This is a genomic window from Gallibacterium genomosp. 1, assembly GCF_000771875.1.
Classification (GTDB): domain Bacteria; phylum Pseudomonadota; class Gammaproteobacteria; order Enterobacterales; family Pasteurellaceae; genus Gallibacterium.
Map to the genome: position 1 here is coordinate 1 of NZ_JPXX01000014.1, position 24,343 is coordinate 24,343.

General features: G+C 36.7%; 21 protein-coding genes. 10 read left to right on the forward strand and 11 right to left on the reverse strand.

Translation table 11 applies throughout. From position 1 onward, the window contains the following. From JP36_RS11615 to JP36_RS05075, 4 genes are all read left to right on the forward strand, one after another. Positions 1-1,030: autotransporter domain-containing protein (locus JP36_RS11615; protein WP_039172610.1), on the forward strand; the 1,030-nt coding region annotated here is incomplete at its 5' end. Between the two features lie 147 nt (positions 1,031-1,177). Next, positions 1,178-1,831 carry an IS1595 family transposase gene (locus tag JP36_RS05065; RefSeq protein WP_039093217.1) on the forward strand — a complete coding sequence of 218 codons (654 nt, stop codon included), beginning with the start codon at positions 1,178-1,180 and terminating at the stop codon, positions 1,829-1,831. 55 nt (positions 1,832-1,886) lie between these two features. Next, complete coding sequence (locus JP36_RS05070) at positions 1,887-3,116, forward strand: factor H binding protein domain-containing protein (RefSeq protein ID WP_081964342.1); 1,230 nt, start codon at positions 1,887-1,889, stop codon at positions 3,114-3,116. 53 nt (positions 3,117-3,169) lie between these two features. Beyond that, a complete protein-coding gene (locus JP36_RS05075; protein ID WP_052119450.1) occupies positions 3,170-4,555 on the forward strand; it encodes a surface lipoprotein assembly modifier in 1,386 nt (461 codons plus the stop codon). A 119-nt stretch (positions 4,556-4,674) separates the two neighbouring features. Here JP36_RS05075 and asnS read toward each other — a convergent pair whose 3' ends face one another. After that, a complete protein-coding gene (gene asnS / locus JP36_RS05080) occupies positions 4,675-6,078 on the reverse strand; it encodes an asparagine--tRNA ligase (protein ID WP_039172617.1) in 1,404 nt (467 codons plus the stop codon). A 270-nt stretch (positions 6,079-6,348) separates the two neighbouring features. On the opposite strand from asnS, the gene JP36_RS05085 reads away from it, so the two are divergent. Beyond that, positions 6,349-7,554, forward strand: a complete 1,206-nt coding sequence (locus JP36_RS05085; RefSeq protein WP_039172620.1) for an ROK family protein — start codon at positions 6,349-6,351, stop codon at positions 7,552-7,554. Positions 7,555-7,729: 175 nt separating this feature from the next. Here JP36_RS05085 and JP36_RS05090 read toward each other — a convergent pair whose 3' ends face one another. Then, positions 7,730-8,782: a Gfo/Idh/MocA family oxidoreductase gene (locus JP36_RS05090; protein WP_039172623.1), complete on the reverse strand. Its 1,053-nt coding sequence runs from the start codon at positions 8,780-8,782 to the stop codon at positions 7,730-7,732. 15 nt (positions 8,783-8,797) lie between these two features. Continuing rightward, complete coding sequence (locus tag JP36_RS05095; protein WP_039172626.1) at positions 8,798-10,186, reverse strand: MATE family efflux transporter; 1,389 nt, start codon at positions 10,184-10,186, stop codon at positions 8,798-8,800. A 65-nt stretch (positions 10,187-10,251) separates the two neighbouring features. On the opposite strand from JP36_RS05095, the gene JP36_RS05100 reads away from it, so the two are divergent. Continuing rightward, a complete protein-coding gene (locus JP36_RS05100) occupies positions 10,252-10,866 on the forward strand; it encodes a riboflavin synthase (RefSeq protein WP_039132927.1) in 615 nt (204 codons plus the stop codon). A 35-nt stretch (positions 10,867-10,901) separates the two neighbouring features. On the opposite strand, the gene purR is transcribed toward JP36_RS05100, so the two are convergent. The 8 genes from purR to thiI form a co-directional block, all read right to left on the reverse strand. Further along, positions 10,902-11,906, reverse strand: a complete 1,005-nt coding sequence (gene purR / locus JP36_RS05105) for an HTH-type transcriptional repressor PurR (protein WP_039172629.1) — start codon at positions 11,904-11,906, stop codon at positions 10,902-10,904. A gap of 196 nt (positions 11,907-12,102) precedes the next feature. Beyond that, positions 12,103-12,915, reverse strand: coding sequence for a tryptophan synthase subunit alpha (trpA, locus tag JP36_RS05110; protein WP_039172632.1), 813 nt, complete (start codon positions 12,913-12,915; stop codon positions 12,103-12,105). Continuing rightward, positions 12,915-14,111, reverse strand: a complete 1,197-nt coding sequence (trpB, locus tag JP36_RS05115; protein ID WP_039083276.1) for a tryptophan synthase subunit beta — start codon at positions 14,109-14,111, stop codon at positions 12,915-12,917. The genes trpA and trpB overlap by 1 nt, the downstream gene beginning before the upstream one ends. A 9-nt stretch (positions 14,112-14,120) precedes the next feature. After that, on the reverse strand, positions 14,121-15,545 hold the full coding sequence (trpCF, locus tag JP36_RS05120) for a bifunctional indole-3-glycerol-phosphate synthase TrpC/phosphoribosylanthranilate isomerase TrpF (RefSeq protein ID WP_039172635.1): 1,425 nt from the start codon (positions 15,543-15,545) through the stop codon (positions 14,121-14,123). Positions 15,546-15,555: 10 nt separating this feature from the next. Beyond that, a complete protein-coding gene (gene trpD, locus JP36_RS05125; protein WP_039172638.1) occupies positions 15,556-16,557 on the reverse strand; it encodes an anthranilate phosphoribosyltransferase in 1,002 nt (333 codons plus the stop codon). 48 nt (positions 16,558-16,605) lie between these two features. Continuing rightward, positions 16,606-17,187, reverse strand: a complete 582-nt coding sequence (locus JP36_RS05130; RefSeq protein WP_039172640.1) for an aminodeoxychorismate/anthranilate synthase component II — start codon at positions 17,185-17,187, stop codon at positions 16,606-16,608. A 13-nt stretch (positions 17,188-17,200) separates the two neighbouring features. Next, a complete protein-coding gene (gene trpE, locus JP36_RS05135; RefSeq protein WP_039172657.1) occupies positions 17,201-18,736 on the reverse strand; it encodes an anthranilate synthase component I in 1,536 nt (511 codons plus the stop codon). 478 nt (positions 18,737-19,214) lie between these two features. Beyond that, positions 19,215-20,669 carry a tRNA uracil 4-sulfurtransferase ThiI gene (gene thiI, locus JP36_RS05140; protein WP_039172643.1) on the reverse strand — a complete coding sequence of 485 codons (1,455 nt, stop codon included), beginning with the start codon at positions 20,667-20,669 and terminating at the stop codon, positions 19,215-19,217. 133 nt (positions 20,670-20,802) lie between these two features. On the opposite strand from thiI, the gene xseB reads away from it, so the two are divergent. The 4 genes from xseB to JP36_RS05160 are packed head-to-tail and all read left to right on the forward strand — an operon-like array spanning position 20,803 to position 24,193. Continuing rightward, the gene (gene xseB, locus JP36_RS05145) at positions 20,803-21,081 is read left to right on the forward strand and encodes an exodeoxyribonuclease VII small subunit (protein WP_039172645.1); all 279 of its coding nucleotides are present in this window, start codon (positions 20,803-20,805) and stop codon (positions 21,079-21,081) included. Between the two features lie 27 nt (positions 21,082-21,108). Next, entirely contained in the window at positions 21,109-21,996 is an 888-nt protein-coding gene (gene ispA / locus JP36_RS05150; RefSeq protein WP_039132886.1) for a (2E,6E)-farnesyl diphosphate synthase, read from the forward strand. A gap of 20 nt (positions 21,997-22,016) precedes the next feature. Further along, a complete protein-coding gene (dxs, locus tag JP36_RS05155) occupies positions 22,017-23,879 on the forward strand; it encodes a 1-deoxy-D-xylulose-5-phosphate synthase (protein WP_039172649.1) in 1,863 nt (620 codons plus the stop codon). Beyond that, positions 23,879-24,193, forward strand: coding sequence for a TfoX/Sxy family protein (locus tag JP36_RS05160; protein WP_039172651.1), 315 nt, complete (start codon positions 23,879-23,881; stop codon positions 24,191-24,193). Before dxs ends, JP36_RS05160 begins: the two co-directional genes overlap by 1 nt. Positions 24,194-24,343 lie beyond the last annotated feature (150 nt).

The window sequence follows — 24,343 nt, forward strand, 5'->3', positions numbered from 1 at the left end:
ACAAGAACGTTTAGCGAAAGAACGAGCAGAACAAGAACGTTTAGCGCAAGAGCGAGCAGAACAAGAACGTTTAGCAAAAGAACGAGCTGAACAAGAACGTTTAGCGAAAGAGCAAGCAGAACAAGAGCGTTTAGCGAAAAAGCAAGCAGCAAACATTAGTTCTACTGCGAATATGATGCTTTCTGAATTTGCCGCACAAGTTAATATTAATTTGCAGTTTGCAAGATTATTGAATCAACAACTTGCAACAAAAAATAATAAAACAACAATATGGACTAATTTTGCCCAACAAAAAACCAGGCATTTTTCAGATAATTACCGAGCTTATCAACAAAATTTAAATATTAATGAAATCGGTATCCAAAGTTTAATTAATGATAAAGGGCAGAGTGTTGGTGCGATTTTCTCGAATGCTTATGCGACTAACTATTTATCTGATAATGCGACAAGTACGACAAAAGTAAACCAAGTGACCTTATATTTAAAGCAACAATTGACACCTAAGAGTTTTGTTACTATGGATATTAGTTATGGGCGTTCTCATAATGAACTGAAATTAAAAAAACAGAATGAACATTTTCATCGTCAAATGTATAGTATTGGTTTAGGCTTTGGTCAATCTTTTTCATTATTCGGCATTGAATTACAAACATTATTAGGAATGAGGAATTATCATTATAATAATGTAAGTTATCAGTTTAATGGTATTAATATAAATACTAAGGATTTGAATTTATTAAATTATTATTCTGAATTGACAATAGCAAAAATGTGGAGAACTGAGGATATAGAGTTTAAACCATTAATATCACTTCATTATGATAATTTTGCGCAAAGAGAGCTTAACGATAAAATGAATATTGATAATATCAGTTTGAAACAAGATTTTGGCGAAAGTGTATATTATGAGACCGGAATCGATATTAATTTTTACCAAAAGTGGCAGATTTCTTCTCGTTTAGGTGTAGGGAAAGGAAATAATTCACGAAAAGCAAAAAATGCAGAAATTAAACTGTCCTATTTATTCTAATAAATAACAATAATATGTGCCTATCTTGCAAAAGAAAAGGCACATTTTTATTTATGTTTAGGAAAAAAATAAAATTCTTAGTATGTATTAGTTGATATGTATATTTTTTGGGCTGTAGTAGATTAGCAACAATGCTATACTACAAAAATGAAGATAACATATTGTAAATTAAAGAAATCCATACAGAAAAAACTGCTTGAGTTTTTTGTCGCAGAAGTTACTGCAAGAACAGCAGCAAATTTGCTAGATATTCAACCGAATACAGCCGCTTTGTTCTACCATAAAATCAGGCTTGTGATTGGCTATCATTTATCCCTTGAAGTTAACGAGATTTTTGAGGGGGAAATTGAACTAGACGAAAGCTATTTTGGTGGTCATCGAAAGGGAAAACGAGGACGAGGAGCGGCTGGAAAAGTTGCTGTTTTTGGGTTACTAAAACGACAAGGAAAGGTATTTACTGTTGTGGTTGAAAACACCAAGAGTGAAAAATTACTCCCTGTTATTAAAAGAAAAATCAAGCCTGATAGCTGGGTTTATACGGACACTTATCGCAGTTATGATGCGCTTGATGTGAGTGAATTTCACCACGAACGAATCAATCATTCCGAGCTATTTGCGGTGAAACAAAATCATATTAATGGCATTGAAAATTTTTGGAATCAGGCGAAGCGGATACTGCGAAAATATAATGGAATTAACCGAAAAAACTTTCCTTTATTCTTGAAGGAATGTGAATTTCGGTTTAACTTTGGGACACCAAAAGAGCAGTTAAAAATATTGCGAAAATGGTGTGAAATTTAGGGCTAATCTACTACAGCCCCTATTTTTTTATGGATAATACTCATTGTTTTAATCAATGGGAGAAAAAATGACCTTCAAAAAATTAATTATTACCAATGCGATTGTTTTAGCTTTAACCGCCTGTGGGGGGGGTAGTAACAATATAGACAGATCTAATGTTGAACCAATTATTCCTAATCATCCTCAAGATCAAACAAATAACCTTTCAACCTCTACTGATACCACTCAAAAAGACAAACTCAAGAAAGCTCAAGCTGAACTTGAAATATTGAAAAGATCACAAACAGAAACGCAAAATAAATTAACCGAAACTTCTAACAGCTTGAAAAAAACAGAAGAGAATTTGGTGAGAAAAACTGCTGAATTTGAACACCTAAAAAACTCACAAGCAACAACAGAAAAACAACTCACAGACGCATTTAACAGCTTGAAACAAGTTCAATCTGATTTAAAGGAAAAGGAAAGGGTTTTTAAAGAATTACAAATACAAAATCAGCACATTACAGCTCAATTAGAATCTAAATTACAAGCGCTATCTGAAACTCATCAAAAATTAACCGAACGTGAGCAACTTATTGAAATTATTAACCAAAAAATGAGTGATACCGTAGAGTCAATGGGGGCAACTTTGGATAACCCATGGCTGATGGAAAAACCTATTAACCACGATCAATTATCTCAAAACCAATTGTATATACAGCCTGTAATGGCTCTTTATCCTTTAGGCGAGGATAGTGAAGGGATGTTGGTTGGTGATAGATATCTTTATAAACAACAATATTCTGTTGTTTATGCTAAAAATTGGTTAGCTTCTTTGCCTGATGGCATTTTATCAAAAGGAGGGCGTTTCTCTGTCAATGGCATTGGTAACTTATTATCTGAAGATGAACCGACAATTCTCCCAAGTGAAGGTTCAGCAACGTATCGAGGAAAAGCATTTAATGCGAACAATATGGGAAATTTAACTTATCGTGTTGATTTTGAACAGCGAACGGGTCAAGGGGAAATCACTAATTTTTCAAATAATATAGGTCATATTACCTTACATCAAGGCTCAATTAATGGTCAGGAAATTAAAGCTGATGCATCAATGGCAGGCGGAATTACAGGAAAATATACGCTAGGTTTCTTTGGGCCAAATGGGGAAGAAATTGCTGGTGATCTTTATATTGATAGCTCGTTAGACAATAGTGTTCCTGCTAACGGAGGCACACGAAAAAAATATGAGGCAAAAAATAGAGGCGTAGCATTTGGTTTAGCAGCTCAAAAAGAATCACAACAGTAGAAACGCAATGCCGTTTAAATACATTTTAAGCGGCATTTTTAAGTATTAAAGCAATGAAAAAATTATTGATCACCAGTTTTGTCATTTTTGCATATTCATTAAATGCTGAATCTTTATTACGGCAAGATCCAATTGATTTTTCGCAAGAAGGTGATATTTCATTACCTACACAGCTAAAACCCAATGCTAATTATCAAAAAATGCCAATGATTCCTATGACATTGCCAATTGATTCACAAATTCAATCTGCGATTTTACAGCAACAATGGGCATTATTACCTAGATTATTAAGGCAATATCAACATGATCCTGCGTTGTATCATTATGCGTTAGCTGCCTATTATTTCAATACGTTACAGTATGATAAAGCTATTCTGCATTATCAAACATTATTAGATTTACACCCTGAAGTCATTTACCCTCGCTTTGATATGGCAGTGATTTTTTTTGAAAATTATCAATATTTACAAGCCAAGCAACAATTTGAACGTTTAATGCTTAAAGCAGATGGCAAATTAAAAACATTGATTGAAGCCTATTTGCAAGAAATTAAACATCGTCAGCAATGGCAGCCCTATGTGAATTTTCAATATGTGAAAACAGATAATGTGAATAATGCTTCTTCTGAACGAGAGATAACTATTAATGGTAAACTGCTTGTAAAAGACGAAGAATCACTTCCTCAATCAGCACAAGGTGTTCGGTATGCGTTTGAACTTGAACGAATAAAAAATATAACAGGCAATCATTTTTGGCAAACGACATTAGGATATAACGGGGTTTACTATTGGGATAATCAATATTATAACGAACAAACTTTACATTTTTCATTAGGCTATATGTGGAGAGATGCTCAGTTTATTGGAAAAATTATTCCTTTTGTTGAACAGAATTGGTTTGGCGTTCATCGTTACAATCATCAATTTGGCGTAAAGTTGTTTAGCCAAATTCAACTTTCTGAACACTGGCTTTGGCAGAATCGTTTGGCAAATATGAGAAAACATTATGCTGATACTAGTTTGGCAGATCGTTATAATGGTAATGAAAACACTGTTTCGACCACTATAATTTGGCAAGATAATACACATTGGCAATCTTGGCTTAATTTAGAATTGGTGTCCGATCGTTTAAAAGAGAAATCTTCATCATCGTTGAAATGGGCAAGTGGTTTTGGCATTGCTTATTATCAAAAACAATGGGGTACACAAATCAATGTTCGTTATATAGATCGTCATTTTGCTGATCATCACTATTTAATGCATTTAAAACGGCACGACAGAGAATATCAATTAAACGGCACGATTTGGTATCAAAAATTATCTTGGAAAGGCTTTTTGCCTCAATTACATATTCGTTATCAACGAATAAATAGTAATATTCCAGCGTTTTATAGCCGAAAGAATCAGGAACTCTTTTTTACGATAGAGAAACAATTTTAGTAAAATGCTTAATATTAGAAATAAAGATAGTGAAATTAATGGACTGAGTTCTGTTCAATACAGAATTCAGTCCTTAAAATAACAGTCCAACTTTTCGGTGTCAGATCATATTTTCGTTATTAGAAATTGGCATTTCTTGGGGCGCGAGGGAACGGAATGACATCACGAATATTTTGTACGCCGGTAACATAAACAATTAAGCGTTCAAAGCCTAATCCAAAACCTGAATGTGGCACTGTGCCATAACGGCGTAAATCACGATACCACCAATAATCCTCTTTCTTAAGGCCCATTTCATCCATACGTTTATCTAATACCTCTAAACGCTCTTCACGTTGTGAACCGCCGATAATTTCTCCGATGCCGGGAGCAAGCACATCCATTGCGGCAACAGTTTTACTATCATCATTCAAGCGCATATAGAATGCTTTGATATCTTTAGGATAATTTTTGACAACTACCGGTGATTTAAAGTGTTCTTCTGCAAGATAACGTTCGTGTTCAGAAGAGAGGTCAATTCCCCATTCAACAGGAAATTCAAATTTCTTACCGGATTTCTTCAAAATTTCGATAGCATCGGTGTAATCCACTTGTGCAAAATCAGACGAAATAAAATCTTGTAGACGAGAAATTACAGTGTTATCAATATGTTTTGCAAAGAATTCCATATCATCCATACGTTCATCTAAAACTGCTTTGAATACATATTTCAACATATCTTCTGCTAATTTGGCATTATCGGCTAAAGTGGCAAACGCCATTTCAGGTTCAACCATCCAGAATTCAGCCAAATGACGAGTGGTGTTGGAGTTTTCTGCACGGAATGTTGGGCCAAAAGTATAGATTTTACTTAAAGCACAAGCATAAGTTTCACCGTTAAGCTGCCCTGATACAGTAAGGAAAGATTCTTTTCCGAAGAAATCTTGGCTAAAATCAATTTCACCTTGTTCCGTTTTTGGCAAATTAGTTAGATCTAAAGTTGAAACACGAAACATTTCACCAGCCCCTTCAGTATCGGAAGCGGTAATTAATGGAGTCGCGACCCAATAAAAGCCTTGTTCATTGAAGAAACGATGAATAGCTTGTGCTAAACAGTGACGTACACGTGCAACGGCACCTATTAAATTAGTCCGTGGACGTAAGTGCGCCACTTCACGTAAATATTCAACGGAATGGCGTTTTGCTGCCATTGGATAAGTATCAGGATCTTCAACCCAACCACAAACCTCTACTTTTTGTGCCTGCATTTCAACCGCCTGTCCTTGTGCAGGAGAGGCTACTACTTTACCGGTTACAATTACGGAACAGCCGGCGGTTAAGCGAAGAATTTCAGACTGATAATTTTCGATTGTTTGTTCAATTACTACTTGGATTGGAGCAAAGCAGGAGCCATCATAAACAGCAAGGAAAGAAACACCGGCTTTTGAATCACGACGGGTACGTACCCAACCTTGTACAGTTGCGCTCTCACCAATCGCAACCTCACCTTTTAAAATTTGAGCAACAGATTTAACTTGTGTCATAGTTACCTCAGTGAATTAATCAATTTCTTGTTTTTCATTAGGTTGGTCATTCTACAATACTTTCCCCACCTGATAAATGCACAAAGCGACAAAGCGGAACAAATTATCAACAAAATTTAAAAATTAAAAAAGATTTGAGAAATAAAATGTGATATTTAACGCAAATTTGATCCAACCCACTTGAGATAAGAGAAAAAAATTCGTATAAAGCTAAATTTATTATCTTATGGAGTCAAACGCCTTTAGTTTTGGTTGTTTGTTTAAAGGATTATGGCAAAGCAGTTATTGAATTCACCGCAAAAATTACAACATTTGGGTATGATCTATCGTTTGATAGAACAGTTCGATCTTATTTCTCGGATTGATTTATCAAAAATTTCCGGTTTGGCACCTGCAAGTATTACCAATTTTACTCGTGAATTGATTGATCTTAAGTTGGTAATAGAGCGTACTACACAAACGCCTATTGTTAGGGGGCGTCCTGCAGTCGGGTTAGCAATATCTCCTTTTCATTGGCAATCTATTTGTGTTGTGTTAAGCGAGTATGAGATGAAAATCTTTCTCTGTGAACTGAATGGGAAAGTAGTGCAGGAGAAGCATTATCCAATTTTGGTAGGTCAACATTCTGATTTGGCTCAGTTGTTGATAAGAAATTTGACCGATTTTCAAACGACATTTCAGAGATATATTGTACAGATTTTTGCTATATCAGTGACTATTATCGGACAGCTTAACCGTTGGCAGAGCGGTATTGTTCGCTTAGGTCGTAGCGTAATAGATATTGAATTGCAATCTGTTTTACACCAAACTTTCCATTTGCCGATTATTTTGTCTGAATATTTTTCCTCTTGGGTTTTTGCCGAATCTTCGTTAGGGGGAGCGATCAGTAGTGATAATGTAATTTTCTTACAAATTGATGACAGTATTAATATAAGTGTTTTGATTAAAGGCAAAATGTTGCAAGGAGATAAACAACAGAGGATGAATATTGATCGTGTTTGTCTTCCAATATTAAGTCCACTAGCGAATATCATTGGTGAACGTTTACCGGCTGAAGCTCGTCAGCAATTACAACATCACGTCACTTACTCTGCAATTTATCAGCTGATTGATAATTTATTACCGAATCAGCTTGAAGATAATGAGCAAAAAATTCGATATTTATGTGAACAGGCAGAGCAAAAAAATGAAAAAGCAATAGAAATTATCCACTATGTTGCTGACAATATTTCTTATGTATTAATGAATTTAGTAAACATATTTTCATCAGATAAAATAATGGTCAATTCGAGTATTATCGGTTCACATATTTTGTTCGTCGAAAGATTAAAACAGAAGTTAAATGATAATTTGCTGTTGGATCAGCATCAAGTTGATGTCATTACAGGTCACTATTCACAAAATGATGCAGTTGTTGCTAATGCAATGGTAAAAAAATATCTTTATAGTGGTGAATTGATAGATTCATTAAGCTAGTATTTAAGCTAAACCCAGAAAGAAAAAACCCCCGTTCCAAGAGAGAACGGGGGGAGGTTTCAATGAATAAAATAAAAAACATCTGCTTACGCATTTGCAGTCACTAGCGATTACTAAGACCGTTATAAAAATAAAAAGTTCCAAAAATTTTAAAAATATTTGAAATTTATTTATCTTATTGTTTTATATTGATTTTTACTCCAGTTTCTGCACTTTGGTATACTTTTTCAATCAATTCTAAAACAATGACAGCCTGATCAGCAGTGACGGCAAGCGGTTCATTAGAAGTTAATGCCTCATAAATATTGTCATAGTAGGCTTGATAATTACCATTGACAGTTTCTAACTGAGTGCGAATATGGACACCGTTAATTTCAGTGTTCAAAAATCCCCAATATATTTTATCTTCTTTATTCCAGTTGCCTTTCGGTTCAATGCCAGCAATAAGAAGCGGCTCCTGATTGTCCAATTCATATTTGACATAAGAGCCTAAAGTGCCGTGCAGAGCAATAGTCGGCCCTTTTTCACGTACATACTTACTCGAAGACATCACCACTTTTTTATCATCATAATAAAAATAGATCTGAAAATTATCTTCGCCAAGAGAACCTGGATGTTGGTGGCGTAAATCAGCATAAAGCGCTTTAGGCAAACCGAATAAATGCACCACACCGTCAATTAAATGCACACCTAAGTCGTAAACTAAACCAACTCCACGCTCACCGGTTTCTTTCCATTGTTTACTGTTTTTAGCTTGTGTATAACGATCAAAATGAATTTCATAATCGACAACATCTCCTATGAGATGATTTTCGAGAACTTGTTTGACCGTTAACACGCCATTATCCCAACGGCGATTTTGATAGACAGATAGTTTTACTTGTTTTTGTTGAGCTAATTTTACTAACTCTTTTGCTTCCGCTGAAGTTGTACTTAGCGGTTTTTCAACAATGACGTGTTTCCCTGCCATAATTGCCTGTTTGGCGAAAGAGTAGTGTGTCAGATTTGGTGTAGTGATAATGACTAAATCAACATCATCTGCCAGTAAATCTGCAAAAGTACGCACGGTGGCAATTTGTGGAAATTTTTCCGCCACTTTGTTGCCTCTACGCTCAAAAATTTTAACAACTTTAAAACGTGGATCACGCATTAAAAATGGCAAATGAAAGACGTTGGCGGACATACCAAAACCGGCAATACCGACACGAATAACTTGTTCTGATTGCATAAAAATACTCCTTTTTTATTTAATCTTATCCAAATGAGCCAATAGCACTTCATCGGGTAAATTTTGGATATGACGTAAACGTAAAAACAGCAAAATTGCTGTGGTGGTTAAACAAAAAACAAAGCCAATCCAGAAACCTTTCGCTGTCATATGTGGCACAATCCAATCAGTCATTCCTAAAATATAGCCGACCGGCATTCCAATTACCCAATAACCGAAAAGTGAAATCCATAATACTGATTTAGTATCTTTATAGCCACGCAATGCTCCGCCAATGATGGATTGCACCGTATCAGAAAATTGATAGAGTGCGGCGAAAATTAAAAGTGAAGATGCCATCATAATCACTTCAATATCATTGACGAAAATAGAAGCAACCCACTCTCTGAATAATAGAGTTAGAGAAGCGGTAAAACAAGTAACAGTTAAACCGAAAAAGAGAGCACAATAAGTAAACTGTTTTGCTACTGCCGGCTTGCCTTTACCTAAATTTTGCCCAACGAGGATTGTAGTTGCCATTGATATAGACATTGGCAACATATAAATGAATGAACTGGTATTCAACGCAATTTGATGGCTAGCTATAATTTCTGCACCAAATGGCGAAATTAATAATGAAATGATACAAAAAAGCAACACCTCACAACAAATTGCTACCGCAATAGGAAATCCTAATCGAATCAATTTACTCAAAGTTTTCCAATTCGGTTTTTCAATAATATGTGCAAAAATTTTCAGATCACGCTGACTCGGCACTTTGTAACAATAAATTGTGATTAAAATAAAGCTGACCCAATTCAAAATCATTGTCGCAATTCCACAGCCAATTGCGCCGAATGCAGGTATCCCGAATGCCCCGTAAATAAAGATATAATTGAGAGGTACATTGAGTACCAAACAGGTAAAGGCAATCACCATCGCCGGTTTTGTTTTAGCAATACCATCATTTAAACAGCGGAAAGTAATCATTAATAAATAGGGTAATGCGCCAAAGGACATTACTTTTAAATAACCAGTCGTGATATGTGCCAGTTCTTCATCCATTTGCATATAGTCAATGATGAAGTGAGCATTATAAACAATCAGAAAAATAGGAATGCTGATAGTAAATGCTATCCAAAAGCCCTGCCGAACCTGATGTGCAATCAAATTGCGTTTGCCGGAACCATTTAAATAAGAAATGGTTGGTGGTAAGGCTAATAATAAACCTTGACCGAATAATAACAAAGGAAACCAAATAGAAGCACCGACAGAAATCGCTGCCATATCTTTTGCACTAACACGCCCTGCCATTATAGTATCGATCAATCCCATAGAGTTTTGTGCAATTTGTGCAAGCAAAATAGGCGTAGCTAATTTAATTAATTCAATAATTTGTGTTTTATATCTTTGCCAATTTGTCATAAAATGCCCGATATTCAGTTGCTATCGTTATAGGAATAACAATATCATTTTTATAAGAGGGAAATATGTTTACTGGAATAATTCAAGGAAAAGCAAAAATCCAAGAAATTAAAAGTAAAGGCGACAATTTTAGAACACACGTTATAAAAATGCCACAGGATTTACTTGCCGGATTAGCATTAGGGGCATCTGTTGCACATAATGGCGTTTGTTTAACAGTAACGGACATTCAAAATGATTTGATTAGTTTCGATTTAATGCAAGAAACGTTACGAGTTACCAATCTTGGTCAACTTAGAGTAGGGGATGAAATTAATGTTGAACGAGCGATGAAAATCGGTGATGAAGTGGGTGGACATCTATTGTCAGGGCACGTTTATTGCACTGCTTCGGTCGCAGAAATTATTCAATCACCGAACAACTGCCAAATATGGTTTACTTTACCGAATCAGGATGTAATGAAATATATTCTGACAAAAGGTTATATTGCTATTGATGGCATTAGTTTGACCATTGGTGAGGTAAAAGAGCAATCATTTTGTGTTAATTTAATTCCAGAAACGTTACAACGTACCATTATCTCGCAAAAACAGGTCGGAGATTTAGTTAATATTGAGCTGGATTCTCAAACACAAGCAGTGGTTGATACGGTTGAACGTTATTTAAGCCAACAAAAATAACGAAAAAAGTGCAGAAGATTCTGCACTTTCTATGATTAATTTAGTTTTCTCACCGATTTACGAATGACTAATTCAGGATGCATTTCAATTTTTGCCGGCTCTTTATTTTTATCAGTCATTCGAGCAATTAACAGCTCCATTGCCATAATGCCCAAACGCATTTTGGATTGATGAATCGTCGTCAATGGTGGGGCATAAAAGCGGGAAGCGTGAATATCATCATAACCAATAATGGAGATATCTTGTGGCACAGACAGCCCTTTTTCACCAATGGCGGAAATTGCACCTAAAGCCATAACATCATTGCAACAAAAAACAGCAGTCGGCAGGTTATTTTGAGCTAAAATTTTATTCATACACTCAAATCCATCTTCTGGTTCAAAATGTCCCTCTAGCACCCAGTCCGGATTAATACTTAATCCCTTTTCATTCATTGCTTTTACATAGCCATCATAACGTGTTTTTGCTGTTGTTTTATTGAGATCACCGGCAATAATTCCGATTTTTTTATGTCCACAGTCAATTAAATATTTAGTTGCTAAATAACCACCTTCAAAGCTATTATCTTGAATTACATCCATTTTTGAATTGTTTGGTCCCCAATCCATTACTACTAATGGTAGGGTAGAAAAGCTCTCAAACAAGTTCACTGAATCTTGAGTATACTCAGAACACATAACTAAAATCCCATCAACCCGTTTTTTAACCAACATATCTAAATGATTACTGATTTTTTGGAAATTATTCTGTGTATTACATAAAAACAGAGAATATCCCTGTTGATAACAATATTCTTCCACAGCATGTACAATTTCTGCGAAATAAGGGGTTTCACTGGTGGTAATAATCATACCAATTGATTTAGTTGTATTCACCTTTAAACTGCGTGCTACTGCACTTGGCGAGTAATTTAGCTGCTGAATCGCATCTTGAACCAACTTTGACGTATCTTCAGACACAAATCTGGTTTTGTTAATCACATGAGAAACCGTTGTTGTTGATACGCCTGCTAATTTAGCGACATCTTTAATTGTAGCCATTCTTACCTCCAAAAAATTTGCGCTATTATAAAGATAAAATCACGATTTGTGACTTTTTTTATCCATTTTGTGCATCAGATCACAGAAATTATTGTGTTTTTATAGATAAAAGCAGGATCATTATTGTAGGTTAAGAAAATAAAAAGTGATTTTATGAAAAACGGGGCGAATAATGTGAAAACGCCCCGATTTGATTTTATACCAATTCAGTTGCAGCTTTCATATTTCGCACAAATTCAGCTAATTCGACAAGGCATTGAGGATGGTTATTAAGGTTCCGTTCGATAATTCTAACCACTGCAGACCCTGAAATTGCTCCGTCCGTACCAGAAGTAATTGCTTCCTGAACTTGTTCCGGCTTAGCAATACCAAAACCTTGCAAAATAGGCGGTGCATTATGTGATTTTAAGCGAGAAATCAGATCGTCCAAATTGCTTGCGTGCGCTTGATTTTCAGCACTGGTCACGCCGGCACGAGATACAAGATAAGTATATCCTTCACTGTTTTTCGCTACCCCCTCAATCGTTTTTTCGCTGGCATTCGGTGGGCAGATAAAGACCGGTTGGATACCATATTTTTTCGCTGTGGTAACATAAGGTTCAGCAGCAAGCAAAGGCGCATCGGCAACCAGTACCGCATCAACGCCAACTTGTTGGCAACGTTGATAAAATCCATCCAATGTTTTGGCATAAATTAAATTGGCACAAAGTAATAGGCTAACTGGAATTTGCGGATATTTTTGGCGCACTTTTTCTAACAATTCAAAACAGGCATCGGTGCTGAAACCGGCAGATAAAGCTCTGTTATTTGCCGCTTGAATGACCGGCCCGTCTAATAAAGGGTCAGAGAAAGGAAAGCCTAATTCTAAAGCATCGGCACCGTTATCCACTAAAGTACAAATAATCTCAAAAGAGCGATCTAATGTTGGATCGCAAAGTGTCACGAAAGGAACGAATGCACCTCGTTTCTGTTGATTTAATTTTTCAAAAAGTTGATCAAAACGGCTCATTATTTTGCTCCTTTTGCCTTGAGGATTTTATCCACTGTGAAAATATCTTTATCACCACGTCCGGACAGATTCACCACCAAAAGCTGTTCTTGTTCCGGATGCTGTTTTATCAATTTTAAAGCATAAGCTAAGGCGTGAGAGGATTCCAATGCAGGAATAATACCTTCGTGTTGTGCCAATTGTTGGAATGCATCTAGAGCTTCATCATCAGTGATGGAAACATATTGCGCACGACCGATACTGTTCAAATAAGCGTGTTGCGGCCCAACAGAAGGGAAGTCCAATCCGGCGGAAATGGAGTAAGATTCTTCGATCTGCCCATCTTTGGTTTGCATTAATGGTGATTTCATCCCGAAATAAATACCGACAGAACCGTGTCCAAGCGGCGCACCGTGTTGTCCGGTCTCAATGCCTTTACCTGCCGGCTCAACACCGATGAGTTTTACGGATTCTTCTTTAATAAAATCAGCAAACATTCCGATTGAGTTTGAACCACCACCGACACACGCAATCACTGCGTCCGGTAAGCGTCCTTCACGCTCAAAAACTTGACGTTTAGTTTCTTCCCCGATCATTTTTTGGAATTCACGTACAATGGTCGGGAATGGGTGTGGACCAGCTGCGGTACCTAATAAATAGTGTGCTTTATCATAATTGGCTGACCAATCGCGCATTGCTTCGCAGCAAGCATCTTTTAATGAACAGGAACCTTTATTAACAGAAATCACTTCTGCTCCCATAAGGCGCATTCTGAAAACATTTGGTGATTGACGTTCAACATCTTTTGCGCCCATATAGATACGACATTTTAATCCGAGCATCGCACAGGCTAGAGCAGTGGCGACACCGTGCTGACCGGCACCGGTTTCAGCAATAATCTCGCTTTTACCCATTCGCATTGCCAAAAGTGCCTGACCTAGCACCTGATTGGTTTTGTGCGCACCGCCGTGCAAAAGATCTTCACGTTTTAAATAAAGTTTGGTTTTAGTTCCTTTTGTTAAGTTACGGCATAAAGTTAATGCAGTCGGACGACCGGCATAATTTTGTAGCAAATCGTTAAATTGTTTTTGAAATTCCGGATCTTGACGCGCCTCAACAAAGGCTTTCTCCAGCTGTTGCAACACCGGAACAAGAATCTCCGGCACATACATTCCGCCGAACTCGCCGAAATAAGGGTTTAATAATGTATCACTCATAGTTTCATCCTAATAATTGATAATTTGTTGGAAAATGGTATGTAATTTATCCGCATCTTTTATACCGGGCTTGCTCTCCGCGCCGGAATTGATATCTAAACCTAAGCAAGATTGAGACATTGCTGCTTCCACATTATCGCTATTGAGGCCGCCGGCAAGCATAATTTTCTGTTTCCATTGCGATGGTAACAGCGTCCAATCAAAAATTTTACCGGTGCCTCCTTTTTGTAATTTCACTTGTGCATCAAAGACATAACGGTCAATATTTTCGTCAGGATTAAATTGAAAATGCGAATTTTCTACGTCAACGCTGATTGCCTTCCAAATTTGACATTTCGGCGGTAATTGTTGGCGTAATTGCTGAATAAAGCTGCTATCTTCGTGACCGTGTAACTGAACAGCAAATAATGATAATTGCTGACTCAATTTCACAATCAGATCAATCTCTTGATTCTGAAAAACGCCGACATAGTGCAGCGGTGCAGCGGTACTAATCTCTTGGGCTTGTCTTAAACTGACACAGCGAGGAGAGTGTTCGGCAAAAATAAAGCCGCCATATAATGCCCCTTCTTGATATGCCTGTTTAGCATCTTGCGGGCGAGTTAAACCACAAACCTTATTTTCGCCATAAATAATGGCTCTAACGGCAGCGTTAAGATCATCACTGCCCATTAAACTGCTGCCGATTAAAAAGGCATTAGCGACTGGCTTTAATTGTTGCACTTGTTGATGAGTATAGATACCCGATTCGCTGATAACAATACGGTCTTGCGGAATTTGTGAAGCAAGATCTAACGTACGTTGCAAATCAACGGAGAGATCGTGCAGATTACGGTTATTAATGCCAATGACTTTTGCGCCTAGTTTGATTGCACGTTCCAACTCTTCCTGATTAGAGGTTTCTGTCAGCACTCCCATTCCCAAAGAGTGAGCAAGATCCGACAATATACGATAAGTATCATCATTTACTACCGACAACATCAATAAAATGGCATCAGCTTGATGATAACGTGCCAAATAAACCTGATATTCACTAATCATAAAATCTTTGCAAAGAACAGGTTGAGAAATACGTTGGCGAACACGTGGCAAATAGGCAAAATCTCCTTGGAAATATTTCTCATCCGTTAAGACTGAAACCGCTGCGGCATAATGGCGGTAAACATCAGCAATTCCTTCTAAATCAAATATTTCCCGAATTAATCCTTTTGATGGAGAAGCTTTCTTACATTCTAAAATAAATGCCGGTTGCTGGTGAGTCCCTTTGGCTAACGCTTGATAAAAATCACGATCACTTTTTGTCACTTTTGCCTGAAACGCTGCCAAAGGCAATTGCTGCTGCTTTTGTTGTACCCAAATTAATTTATCCGCCACAATTTTTTGCAATACGGTTGCTTTATGTTGCAATGTTTGTGAAAAATTTTGTGTAATCATTGTTATCTCATTAATATTGTGAAAGTTTTTCTAATGTTTTATAGGCGTTGCCACTGGCAATCTGTTCCAATACTTGCTGTGTCGTTTGTTTTAGATCTTGATAACCGAAAAGTCTTAAAAGCAGAGCAGTATTCGCAGCGACTGCATTAACGTGGGCCGGTTCGCCTTTTCCTTGTAATAATGCGCGAATATATTGTGCATTTTGTTCCGGTTCACCACCGCGAATTGCATCAAGTGGTTGCGGTTTTAATCCGAAATCTTCTGCGGTTAATGTATAGCGTTCGATTTTACCTTGATAAATTTCAGCTACTTGTGTTTCTGCGTGTAATGCTACTTCATCCAAGCCGGCGCCGTGAACGACAATACTATGTTGATGCCCCAACGTTAATGCGGTTTCAGCATAAGGTTGTAGTAATTTTTCATCATAAACGCCTAATAATTGATGTTTTGGTTTTGCCGGGTTAATCAATGGTCCAAGAATGTTGAAAATGGTTCTGGTTTTTAACGCCTGACGTACCGGCACTGCGTGTTTAAAACCACGATGGTATTGAGGGGCAAATAAAAAACAGATACCGATTTCATCCAGTGCTTTACGCGCGGTGGTCGCATCTAAATCTAAACGAGCACCTAATGCTGCCAATACATCGCTTGATCCGGTTTTACTGGAAACGCTTCTATTACCGTGTTTGGCGACTTTTGTGCCCATACTGGCGGCAATAATGGCGCTGGCAGTAGAGAGGTTGATGGTATTTGCACCGTCACCGCCGGTACCGACAATATCGGCAAAGACATAATTTGGTGTAGGGAAAGGTTCAGCAGCTGCTTGTAATGCGGTTACCGCACCACTGATTTCATCTACTGTTTCTCCTTTGAGTTTCAGAGCTATTAATGCACCGGCTAATTGTTCATTAGATAATTCACCTTGTACGATCGCACTAAAAAGCTGATTGCTTTGTTCACGAGAAAGGGAAGTGCCACTAAATAATTGTTCTAATATTTGTTGTGTTTCCATTATTCTTGTCCTCAAGTTTATTTAATTTTTGTTGTTTCTATAGTTGGCTTAATGAGCTAATAACCAATCAATGGTCTGTTTTAAAAGTTGTCCACCTTGTACGGTTAAAATAGATTCTGGGTGAAATTGGAAGCCACAAATCGGCAAGGATTGATGACGAACCGCCATCACAATATGATTATATTCTGCGTTAACAATCAATTCAGATGGCAAATTGCTACCCATTAAAGAGTGGTAACGAGCAACGGAGAGAGGATTAGGCAATCCGGCAAACATTGCTTGATTATCGTGCGTAATTTTCGATACTTTTCCGTGCATCACTTCACCAGCGTGGACAATTTCCCCACCGAATGCTTCAATAATGGCTTGATGCCCTAAACAAATGCCAATAATTGGACACTGATGTTTCAATGCATTGATTAACGGCAACATATTACCTGCCTGCTGAGGATTTCCGGGACCGGGAGAAAGTGCCAAAATAGTATCAGGTTGCGCTGTTGCTGCTTTAATCAACGTATCCAATTCGCAATCGTTACGATACACTGTCACGTTATGTCCAAGCACACGGAATTGATCGACAAGATTGTAGGTAAAAGAGTCAAAATTATCTAAAAAAAGAATATTAGCCATAACAAAATCCTTACTATTGGCAATTTGTCTGTTTAATTGCCTTAATCACGGCAGCCGCTTTATGTCTGGTTTCATCGGCTTCCATTTGTGGGTCGGAATCCAATACTTCGCCGCAACCAGCTTGAATATAAGCTGTTCCGTTTTGCACAAAAGCAGAGCGAATCACAATGCAGGTATCTAGATCACCTTCCGAGGAGAGGTAACCAACCGCACCACCATAACTATGGCGGCGTTGTTTTTCCACTTGATAAATCAGTTGCATTGCTTTGATTTTAGGCGCACCGGTTAATGTTCCCATATTCATACAGGCTTGATAAGCGTGTAGCGCATCCAATTCAGGTTTAAGTTTACCGACAACTCTCGATACTAAATGCATAATGTGAGAATAACGATCAACTTGCATAAGTTCTGCAACGCGGCGTGTTCCGCTTTCACATACGCGAGCAATATCATTTCTAGCCAAATCAACTAACATAAGATGTTCAGATTGTTCTTTATGATCCAAGCGCATTTCCAGTTCCAAACGAGCATCCAATTCAGGATCGATATTACCTTGCGCGTCAAAGCCTCTTGGACGAGAACCGGCAATCGGATAAATCTCCAATTGACGGGTAGCTTCAGTATATTTTAATGCGCTTTCAGGTGAAGCACCGAACAGGGTAAATTCTTCATCTTGCATAAAAAACATATAAGGGCTTGGATTATTATGCTTTAATTGATGATAGGCTGCTAATGGGCTAGGGCAGTCAAGCGAAAAGCGACGAGAAGGTACAATTTGGAAAACATCACCGATATTAATGTGATGTTTTAGGCGTTCAATAATAGTTTTAAAAGCCTCATCTTCGATATTGACTTTGACTTCAGTAGAAGCGTTTCGACGCGATAATACAATATTATTATTAGATAAAGCCGAAACTATCTGTTCTGCTTGTTGCTGTAATTTTGTTCTATGTTGTTCAGAAAAAGCGTAAGTATAAAGTGTTGCCTGTTCACTTTGATGATCGATCACAATTAATTGTTCAGCTAAGTAAAAGCTATAATCCGGAGAAGTCAAACCATCATCTTCTAAATAAATGTCTTGCATTGGAATGAAATTAGCCACTAAATCATAAGCAAAAAGACCCCCTAGTAAAATTGGTTGAGAGTAGGGTTGATATTGCTGTAATAAAGTTCGCAATCCATCAAATATGGTAATGGTTTTTAATTTACTGTCTTCATCCAACTCATTATTTAATAAGGGAAAAATAACGCTTAACTGATGTGTTGAGTGTTGGGTTTGCAATGTTGTATTAATAGAAAAATGTTGTTGAAGTTGGGCTAAAACATCCGTTCCGTTCTCAGTTAAAGCAATAAATTCTACAGTTTGTTTTCTACATACCACTTTTACTGCGGTTTGAGCAATTAACAAACTTTTTAGGCTGTTTTTACTGCCAATTTCAGCAGAATCTAATAAAAGTGTGTTTGGTTTATTCTCACAAAGACGGGCAAAAAGAGAAGTTGTGTCCGCTTGATAGGGAATAGTTTGTTGGATAACGTCTAAAAAAGCCACGATAGCATCCTCTCCGATATTATTTTGTACTAGCAAAATAGTACAACTACAAAATTTGATTTGCAAGCGCCTTTTAAGAAAATTAAAAAATTGATAGAGCGTGATAACGATTGTATGTTTTAAATTTTTGAGAAATGTCATCACTATAAATAGAAAATAAGAGAGGAAATCAGAAACGCTGTAACAAAATAGACTGTGACAAACAATATTTATTATTTAACATAATATACATTATATTTATAAAGAGACAAGGTTTAAAAATAACGTATTTTATGTTAAATTATTGAAATTTCTTTAATTTAATAAGTATAATTACCATAATTTTATATCTCAATATTTTGTAAAAATAGAAAACAACGGCTCGTTGTTTGAAGATTTGGCTATATTTGACCGTAAAAAATTTGCACCCTAAGTTAGATGATAAGTCCGACTTAGGGTGCAAATAATCATTTTTTTATTTCTGACAAAAAATCATTTTTTATTGTGGTTTTCTAAATACGCTAATATTTTTAAATCCCTGCTCTTTTAAATATAACGCTTGAAGACGACTCATTACACCTCGTTCACAATATAGAAAATATTGCTTATTTTGATCTAATGATGGAAATTGAGTTGACAATTTATAAAATGGAATATGAAGAATGGTTTGGTTATTCAGCTGTAATGGATACTCCTCGTGTTCTTCCGGACTTCTAATATCAATAATGACGTCATTACCCTGTAACACAGATACCATTTCAACCTCGGGAACTTCCCTTTCTGTTTGTTCGGCGATCTGTCTAATATCCAAATATTGTGCGTTCCACACAGCATCTTCCAACAAAGAGAAGTCAAAATTAGCTTCTTCGAGTTCAATTTTTTCTTTAATTGCTTTTACAGTAGGATTTTTAGAAATTACGCCACAAAATTCCGGCATAGATTTCGCAATATCATCCGTACCGATTTGTTTTGCCATTTCAATGATTTGTTCTTTATCGCTAGAAATTAAAGGACGCAGCACCAAACAATCTGCCGCTTCATCAATTAATCGCAAATTAGTCAAAGTCTGACTAGAAACCTGACCTAATGCTTCTCCGGTCACAATTGCCTGAATTTGAAAACGGTTTGCAACTTTACTTGCTGCTCTAACCATCATCCTTTTCAGTACTACGCCCATCTGACCGTTATCAATTTTTTCTAAGATTTCAGCCACAACTTTTTCAAAATTAATCGCAACAAAACGGACTTTATGCGAACTACCGTAACGATTCCAAATATGATATGCCATCTGTTTTACACCGATTTCGTGAGCCGCACCACCTAAATTAAAAAAACAGTAATGTACACGACAACCACGTCGTAATAACATATAACTAGAAACACCGGAATCAAAACCGCCTGAAATCAATGATAAGACATCTTCTTGTGTTCCTATCGGATAACCTCCAATTCCTTCTATACGCCCTTTGATCAACATAACGTGATCATTATCAATTTCAATTCTCACCGTTACGTCCGGATGTATAAGCTGTACTTTTGCAGATGCAATATGTTGATTCAGACCTCCCCCGATATAATGCTCTGCATCTAAAGAAGTAAATTCGTGTTTTCCTTTGCGTTTCACACGAACACAAAAAGTTTTGTTTTCCAATTTATTCCCGATATCTTCATACACAATCTGAAAAATATCTTGCAATGTAGAGAATGGCTTCTCTTCAACTTGTAAAAAATGATGAATTCCCGGAATTCGTTGTAGCAACTCTGCCAATAGAGGATATTTAGAATTATCCTTTGTTCTAACTTCTATATAATCCCAATGCTTAATTACAGCAACCTGATCATCATATTTATTCAGAACATTACGGATATTTCCTGTTAAAATTTTTATAAAGCGCTTACGTACGGAATCACTTTTAATCATGATTTCCGGAAAAAGTTTAATAATAAATTTCATATTGTTTCATTGGATTATAAAAATAAGCGCATATTCTACACGAAAAATCGAATAAGCGTAAAAAATACACCTCATTTATAAGGAAATTAGGTACAATAACAACCGTTTGAATAGATTAGGTACTATTATTGTTATGGCAAAAAAAGCACAATCATTAAATTTTGAAAATACTATGATAGAGTTGGAAAATGTTGTCCATTGTTTGGAACAGGGTGATTTACCCTTAGAAGAAGCTCTATCCCAATTTGAACAAGGTATTAAGTTAGCGAAACAGGCCCAAGAAAAGTTGTCAAATGCTGAACAACGAATACAAATTTTATTGGAAAAAAACAGCTCTGCTCCATTAACCAATTTCTCAGTATCATCACCTTCTGAAGAGATTAAAAAAGATGATGATGAGGAAAACTTTTGAAAAAAATCTTATTAGGATGGATCTTTTATGTATCAATTTTCTGAGGATTTAATTGCCTTACAACAACGCAATAATCAATTCCTACAAGAACATTTAGCACGACTGGAAAGTTCCCCAGCACCTTTAGCAGATGCAATGCGTTATAGTTTATTGCTAGGTGGCAAACGAATCCGTCCTTTTCTTGTTTATGCCACCGGAAGAATGCTAGGTGTTGATTTAACAAAGTTAGATCATATTGCTGGTGCAATCGAATGTATTCACTGCTACTCTCTTATTCACGATGACCTACCCGCAATGGATAATGACTCGTTACGTCGTAACAAACCAACTTGTCATATTGCATTTGATGAGGCAACAGCAATTCTTTCAGGTGATGCATTACAAAGTTATGCTTTTGAGCTGTTAGCAGAATCTCCTATACCAGACCGACAAAAAATTTTACAATTTCGGTTATTAGCCAATGCATCAGGAGCAGAGGGGATGTGTTTAGGACAAAGTTTAGATTTAATCTCAGAAAATAAACAGATTGATCTAATAGAGTTAGAGCGAATTCATAAAAATAAAACGGGTGCATTAATTACTGCTGCCGTTTTACTAGGATTTTATGCCTCTCCCTATTATCAAAATGAACAAATTAAACAAAAACTTATTTCATTTTCTACTGCGATTGGTTTAGCATTCCAAGTACAGGATGATATCTTAGATATTACTTCCAGTAATGAAGAGCTTGGAAAAAATGCTGGTTCAGATTTGAAGGCACATAAAAGCACTTATCCCCTATTGCTTGGTTTAGATCAAGCGAAAGAAAAAGCCTATTCACTTTATGACTCTGCGAAATCAATTTTATCTGAATTAGAGTTTGATACCTCAGCGCTAATGGCATTGGCAGAGTTCATTGTAAAACGGCGAAACTAATTTTTATGGATTAATATAATATGTCAAGTTATCCACTTTTATCACAAATCAACTCCCCAGATGATTTACGACTATTACCCAAAGAGCGGTTGCCTGAACTCTGTGAGCAACTTCGCCTTTATCTTTTAGACAGTGTCAGCCAAAGTAGTGGGCATCTCGCATCTGGTTTAGGCACTGTAGAACTTACAGTGGCATTACATTATGTTTTCAATACACCATTTGATCAATTAATTTGGGATGTTGGTCATCAAGCATACCCACATAAAATCTTGACTGGACGCAGAGACCAAATGAAAACTATCCGCCAAAAAGATGGGTTGCACCCTTTTCCTTGGCGTAGTGAAAGCCCTTTTGATGTATTAAGTGTTGGTCATTCTTCCACTTCAATCAGTGCCGGTTTAGGGATTGCCATTTCCGCACAACGAGAAAATGCAGAAAGAAAAACGATTTGTGTGATTGGTGATGGAGCAATTACTGCTGGAATGGCTTTTGAAGCGATGAATCACGCCGGAGCTTTGCATACCGATATGTTGGTGATTTTAAATGATAACGATATGTCTATTTCTGAAAATGTTGGCGCATTAAATAACCATCTTGCTCGCCTACTCTCTGGCTCTTTTTATTCTTCATTACGCGAAGGTGGCAAAAAAATCCTTTCTAGCTTACCGCCAATTAAAGAATTTGTGAAAAAAACAGAAGAACACGTAAAAGGATTTGTTTCCCCGGGGGGTACATTATTTGAAGAGCTTGGTTTTAATTATATTGGCCCAATTGATGGACATAATGTTGATGAATTGATTTCAACGTTGAAAAATATGAGAACCTTAAAAGGGCCACAATTTTTACACGTTATTACCAAAAAAGGAAAAGGATATGCTCCGGCAGAAAAAGATCCTATTGGTTTTCACGGCGTCCCTAAATTTGATCCACTTAGCGGCGAGCTACCTAAAAATAAGTCTACTCATCCAACCTACTCTTCCATTTTTGGTCAGTGGTTATGTGAAATGGCAGAGAATGATCCGAAATTAATTGGCATTACACCGGCAATGCGTGAAGGATCAGGTATGGTGCAATTTTCGCAACGTTTTCCGGATCAATATTTTGACGTGGCTATTGCCGAACAACACGCTGTTACCTTTGCCGCCGGTTTAGCTATCGGTGGATATAAACCAGTAGTAGCAATTTATTCCACTTTCTTGCAACGAGCTTATGACCAAGTCATCCACGATGTAGCTATTCAAAATTTACCTGTTTTATTTGCTATCGACCGTGCCGGAATTGTCGGTGCAGATGGGCAAACCCATCAAGGTGCATTTGATTTAAGCTATTTACGTTGCATTCCAAATTTAATTGTAATGACGCCAAGCGATGAAAATGAATGTCGCCAAATGCTCTACACCGGATACCATTGTGGACAACCTGCCGCTGTGCGCTATCCGCGTGGCAATGGAACTGGTGCAGAATTACAACCGCTACACGCTTTAGAAATAGGTAAAGCTAATCAAGTCAGAAGTGGTGAAAAAGTAGCCATTTTGAATTTCGGTACATTATTGCCGGAGGCATTACAAGTTGCTGAAAAATATCATTATGCCGTGATTGATATGCGTTTTGTTAAACCTATCGATAAAGAATGTTTAGCTAAAATCAAAGATCAATATACATTAATTGTGACTTTGGAAGAAAATGCGATACAGGGTGGTGCTGGTTCTGCTGTTCTGGAAGTCTTGGCTGAATTAGGAGGATATATGCCGCAGGTATTGCAATTAGGTTTACCCGATTATTTTATTCCTCAAGGTACACAACAAGAAATTTATCACTTATTAAAATTAGATGCAGAAGGTATTGAGGAAAAAATTCAAGAAGTATTACTAAAGGGAAAATAATGGCTTCAACTGAAAGTTATTTATATTTTGTTCTTGATCAACTAAAGGATTTAAAAACAATAACTTATAAAAAAATGATGAGGGAATATCTTCTGTATTATCAAGGTAAAGTCATTGGTGGAATTTATGACAACCGATTATTATTGAAATCCACCCCTAGTGCTACTTTATTAACAATGCATATTAAACAAGACTATCCTTATCAAGGGACAAAACCAATGTTGTTAATAGACGATAAAGATATAGAAAATCATACTTTTTTAACTGAACTTATTCAAATTATTAGTAAAGATTTGGAAAAATTACCCAACTAAATAGCAATTTAGATAATAGAATTACTATTTATTGAATGGTTTGTATAACTTGTAACTTGATTATTAGTTCGTTTAGTATGAAATATCGTTATCAGCTACTTGTTTGTTTGAAAGTTCTAATTACAAAAAATCGGCATAGTAGACAAAATT